Origin of the sequence: Sphingomonas sp. (assembly GCF_013816785.1) — a bacterium.
GTDB lineage: Bacteria > Pseudomonadota > Alphaproteobacteria > Sphingomonadales > Sphingomonadaceae > Sphingomicrobium.
In genome coordinates this window covers 1-5,252 of record NZ_JACDDV010000087.1, presented here as the reverse complement: position 1 = coordinate 5,252, position 5,252 = coordinate 1, and the positions used below count along the sequence as shown (strand labels likewise).

The window sequence follows — 5,252 nt, the reverse complement described above, 5'->3', positions numbered from 1 at the left end:
CGCCATGACGTGCGCGCCGACGGCATCGACCAGCGGACGCACCAGCCGAGCGGTCTGGCCCACCCAGTCGGCAAGAGTGGAACGATCGAGCTCGACGCCGCCGCGCGCATAGATCTCGGCCTGGCGATACAGCGGGCAATGATCAGCATATTTCGCCACCAGCACATGCGCCAGCAAAGCCGGTGTGGCCAACCCGCGCTGAATGGGCATGCTCGGGACCGACGCCTGCGCGATACTGTCGCAGCCGCGGCACGACAGCTTCGGACGCACGTGGCGGATGACGCGGAACACCGCCGGCACGTAGTCCAGCACTTCGGTGACATCTTCCCCTAGCCGGTGCAGCGAGCCGCCGCATTTGGGGCAGGCGCAGGGTGCGGTGTGTTCCACCGTGGTGCGCGGCAGGCTTTCCGGGAGCGGCCGGCGCGCAGGCTTGCGCCGAGAAGTGTCCGCCGGTTCGGGTGCGGATGGTTGTGGTGCGGTAGGCGCCGTCTCGGCAATCTGTTCCTCGAGATCGCCCAGGATCAGCTCCAACTGCTCGATTGCGGTGCGCAGCTTCTCCGACGAGGCGCCGAACCGCACGCGTAACAGCTTGGCCAGCCGCAGCTTCAGTTGTTCGTTGCGCAGCACCTGTTCCTGCAAGCCGTTGCGCGCGGCTTGCAGTTCGACGGCATGCTCGGTCTCGCGGTGCAGCAACACATCCCGCAGTGCAGTGATGTCGAGCGGCAGTGTTGCGGGGTCGAGCGGGGCTGGCATGGCCGAATCTTCCAATACCGCTTCGCGTCGCGCCAAGTCCTTTCTTACGGTTGGCGCATATTTTCTTCAACTCGCCATCTCCGGACGCCAGGTGCGCTGGGGCATGCGTCAGTCGATGCCCTCCAGCAGCATCGACAGTTGCGCCGGCGTCAGCGACACCGCGCCGTCTTTGGCTTGCGGCCAGACGAAGCGTCCCTTCTCGAGGCGCTTGGCAAAGAGGCACAGTCCCTGGCCGTCCCAAGATAAAATCTTGATCAGGTCGCCGCGTTTGCCGCGGAAGACGAAAAACTGACCGTTGAACGGGTCATGTCCGAGGTGCTGCTGCACCTGTGATGCCAGGCCGTCGAAGCCGCGGCGCATGTCGGTGTGGCTGCAGGCCAGCCAGACGCGCACATTGGACGGCAGCGCGATCATCCGCGCAGTGCGCTCACGACCCGGCGCAACGCGTTCAGGTTGACGCCACTGCCGACGCGCACCCGGCTGCCATCAGGCAAGACAATCTCGATCGGGGGTGACGACAAGAGCTGTACCCAGATTCACGCTACTTTGGACGTAACAAGAGCACAGATCATTGAGGATCCAGCGACAGGCCCTCTCGCGCTACGGTCGGCGCATCTTCCGTCGTAAAGGGCTTTTAGGTAGCGGGCCTTCCGGCCGGCCTTAAGTGGCTCTCGCAAACGTTCGTTTGTGGGAACATGCTGCAGCGGTCGATGAAAGCCCCTGAAACCCTGAATTTTGTTCCCATAATACGTTCCCAGAATCTATGTTCCCATGCTTGCCTCTGCGGTTGAGTTGCGGGAACAAAATTATGCTCGTCGGCTATGCCCGCGTGTCCACAGTGGAGCAGAATCCTCAACTTCAGCTTGACGCGCTTATGGCGGCCGGCTGTGGCAAGGTTTTCGTCGAGAAGGTCTCGGGGACCAAGATCAACCGCGCCGAGCTGACCACCGCTCTTGAGTACATGCGACCCGGCGACACGCTCACGGTTTGGAAACTCGATCGCCTCGCCCGTTCGATGAAGCAACTGATCACGACGGTCGAGGATTTGAAGGCGCAGGGGATCGGCTTTCGCTCCCTGACTGAGGCGATCGACACGACCAACGCCGCTGGTGAATTGTTCTTCCACATTTTCGGCGCGCTCGCGCAATTTGAACGGTCGATCATCCGCGAGCGGACCAACGCTGGTCTTGCGGCGTCACTCGCACGGGGCCGCAAGGGCGGCCGCAAGCAGCGGGTCACGTCAGACGATATCAGTGCTGCGATCGCGCTACTCGGCGATCCGAAGATTTCCGTGCGGAAGGCGGCTAGGCGTCTCGGCATTTCCGTGTCCACGCTTTACCGTCATGCGCCCGGCCTGCGGAGCCGCGCTGGCGGCGGGCCCAGCACCCAAAAATAAGTCGCCGGTCGTTCGAACCGCGAGGAAAGACAGAACCATGGCGCGTCGCCGTTTGCTGCAGCCCGATCGTTGGCCTGTCCTACTCAATCTGCCTGCTGACGAAGACAGCCTGATCCGCAACTATACGATGAGCGGCGACGACCTTGATCGCGCGCTCCGTAAGCGCGGACACCACAACCAACTTGGCTTCGCCGTTCAGCTCTGCCTGATGCGTCATACCGGATGCCTGCTCGCGCAAAATGACGCAGCGCCGGTCGAGGTTGTAAGCTTCATTGCCGGCCAGCTCGGTGTCGGTTCGGCTGTACTCGCAGACTATGGTAGGCGAGACAATACCAGACGAGAACATTCGGCAGAACTGCAGGAACGGCTTGGACTGCGCATGATGACGCGGGCCGATCAGCGCGCTGCGTTAGTGGCGTCGATCGATGCGGCGGCCGCGACCGATAAGGGCGAGACGATCGCGGCCGCCACCGTCGCAGCCTTCAGAAGCCGCAACGTCCTTCTGCCATCAACCGACAAGCTTGAGCGCATCGGAACGGCAGGGCGCGCCGTCGCCCGTAAGCGAGTGCAAACGAGCCTTTTGGAAGGGCTGACGCCGGAGCGGCTTGAAGCTTTCGAGCAACTGCTCATGGTCGATCCCGCTATCGGGCAGACCCGCTTCGCCTGGCTGCGGGCTTTGCCGGAGGCGCCGAGCGAGAAGAATCTGCTCGCCCTGATCGAACGGCTGACCTTCGTCCGGTCGTTCGGCCTTGATCCGCGGCGCCGCGAGCGCATCCATCCGGATCGCTGGGCCCAGTTGGTGCGCGAGGGCGCCGTGACGCCAAGCTGGCTGGCCAGCGACTTCAATGCCGGGCGGCGGCACACGCTGATCGCGGCGCAGCTGATCGAACTGACCAGCAAACTGATCGATGCCACGATCACCATGTTCTGCCGGCTGATCGCCCGCCTGTTCACCAAGTCCAAGGCCCGGCAGGACCAGCGGCATCTCGACGCCCGCAAGGACACGGGCCGGCTTCTGCGCATGTTCGGCGACACGCTGCGTGTGCTCGCCGAAACCAACGAGACTGGCGAAGACACCTTCAAGGTGCTCGACCGCGAGATTGGCTGGGATCGCCTGGTCCAGGCCCGGGCGGACGTCGAAGTCTTGGCTACGACCGCCGAGGCCGATCCGCTGCTCGGCGCCGCCGAGCGCTATTCTTGGGTCCGCCGCTATGCGCCCGCGTTGCTTGATGCCTTCACCTTCCGGTCTGCCCGGACACTGGATCCGCTGCTGACAGCGATCGATCTCTTGCGACAGCTCAATCGGGATGATCGCCGCGGACTGCCGGCCAAGGTGCCGCTCGGCCATCTCATCCAGAAGGTTCGCAAACTCATTGCCGCCAATGGCAAGCGGGACCGGCGTCTCTGGGAGATCGCTACCCTCGCCGTGCTGCGCGAGCGCCTGAGGTCGGGCGACGTCTGGGTCGAGGGTGGCCGGGCCTTCCGCCCCCTGGAGGCCCAACTCATGCCGGGCCCGGTCTTCGCGGCGCGCAAGGAGGCGGATGATCTGCGGCTCGGTGTCCCACGCGGCGCGGACGCCTGGATCGCGGAAAAGGAACAGGAACTGGACTTCAAGCTGAAGCGGCTGAGCCACCAGGCTCGAACCGGCAAGCTGGCCGGCGTCCGCATGGACGATGGCGTCCTGATCATTTCGAAACAACGCACCAAGGTGCCGAAGGCGAAGGTCGAGGCGGCGAAATGGCTGATCCTCGACCGAATGCCGCAGATCGACATCACCGACCTCCTGGCCGAGGTCAACACCTGGACCGGCTTCGCCCAATGGTTCACCCATCTACGCACCGGCGACACCGTCCGGCTCACCCCGGCGCTGCTCGCGGCGATCCTCGGCGACGCGACCAATCTCGGCGCCAAGCGCATGGCAGACGCCTCGGCCGGGCTCAGCGAGCGGCAGATCACCTGGGCCCGGCTGTTCCACATCCGGCCCGAGACCTACAAGGCAGCCCTAGCCGCGATCATCAACGCCCATCTGGCGCATCCCTTCGCCAAGCTCTGGGGCAATGGCACGACCTCATCCTCGGACGGCCAGTTCTTCCGCAGCGCTGGCCGGGGCGCCAAGCGCGGCGACGTCAACGCTCATTACAGCGGCGATCCCGGCAGCAAGTTCTATACCTGGGTGTCCGACCAGCACGGCCACTTCCACGTCTTGCCGATGGGCGCCACCGAGGATGAAGCGGTCTATGTGCTGGACGGGCTATACGGACATGAGACCCGAATCGAAATCGACGAGCACTACGTCGACACCGGCGGCGCCAGCGATCATGTCTTCAGCCTGTTTGCAATCGGAGGAAAGCGCGTCGCACCGCGGCTGCGCGACCTCAAGGACTGGCGCCTGCATGCCTTCGAGGACGCGGATGCCTACCCGACCCTCAAGCATCACATCGGCGAGCGCATCGATGCCGCCGCGATCCGCGAAGGCTGGGACGAGGCGCTGCGCGTCGGCGTCTCGATCGAGGACCGCATCGTCGTACCCTCAACCGCTCTGAAGAAGCTTGCCGCCCTGCCGAAAACGAACGTGCTGTCGCGCGCGCTGCGCGAGATTGGCCGGATCGAGCGGACCCTGTTCATGATCGAGTGGTATTCAAGCCCAAAATTGCGCGACCGCTGCCGGGCCGGACTGAACAAGGGCGAGGCCGGCAACAAGCTGACCCGGGCGGTGTTTTTCCACGAGCGCGGCGAAATCCGCGACGGCTCCTTCGAGAGCCAGGCTTTTCGTGCTTCCGGCCTCAACCTGGCGGTCAGTGCCATCGTCTTGTGGAACACCGTCTATCTTTCGCGAGTCGTCGAGAGCTTGCGAACCGAGGGGCACGACCTGCCCGATGATGTGATCCGCCATATCTCGCCGCAGATCTGGGAGCACATCAATCTCACCGGCATCTACGACTGGATGCGCGAGCCCCAGCCTGAAGGCATCTTTCGACCCCTCCGAACCGTTAAGGAGAAACTCCGGGACGCCGCCTGATGAAGCCAGGAGGGAAAGCACGCATCGCCGCTCGATTCGTGAAGCCCAGGCACTCGCGCAATATATTTGTCATTACATCCCAAA

4 protein-coding genes are annotated in these 5,252 nt (G+C 63.8%); 2 read left to right on the top strand and 2 right to left on the bottom strand.

What is annotated here, in order from left to right; all coding sequences use genetic code 11:
• Nucleotides 1–753: IS66 family transposase zinc-finger binding domain-containing protein (locus H0W65_RS12035; protein ID WP_294007893.1), on the bottom strand; the 753-nt coding region annotated here is incomplete at its 3' end.
• A gap of 108 nt (nt 754–861) precedes the next feature.
• Nucleotides 862–1,167: an IS66 family insertion sequence element accessory protein TnpB gene (gene tnpB / locus H0W65_RS12030; RefSeq protein ID WP_294007891.1), complete on the bottom strand. Its 306-nt coding sequence runs from the start codon at nt 1,165–1,167 to the stop codon at nt 862–864.
• Between the two features lie 391 nt (nt 1,168–1,558).
• Between tnpB and H0W65_RS12025 the strand changes: the two genes are divergently transcribed.
• Nucleotides 1,559–2,149 (top strand): recombinase family protein, encoded by a 591-nt coding sequence (locus H0W65_RS12025; protein WP_294007895.1) that lies wholly within the window; start codon nt 1,559–1,561, stop codon nt 2,147–2,149.
• A 37-nt stretch (nt 2,150–2,186) separates the two neighbouring features.
• On the top strand, nt 2,187–5,168 hold the full coding sequence (locus H0W65_RS12020; RefSeq protein ID WP_294007889.1) for a Tn3 family transposase: 2,982 nt from the start codon (nt 2,187–2,189) through the stop codon (nt 5,166–5,168).
• Nucleotides 5,169–5,252: the final 84 nt, after the last annotated feature.

Bases quoted from the DNA above. Each gene is read 5' to 3' on its own strand.
- tnpB (WP_294007891.1), bottom strand. From the start codon at position 1,167: ATGATCGCGCTGCCGTCCAATGTGCGCGTCTGGCTGGCCTGCAGCCAC.
- H0W65_RS12020 (WP_294007889.1), top strand. From the start codon at position 2,187: ATGGCGCGTCGCCGTTTGCTGCAGCCCGATCGTTGGCCTGTCCTACTC.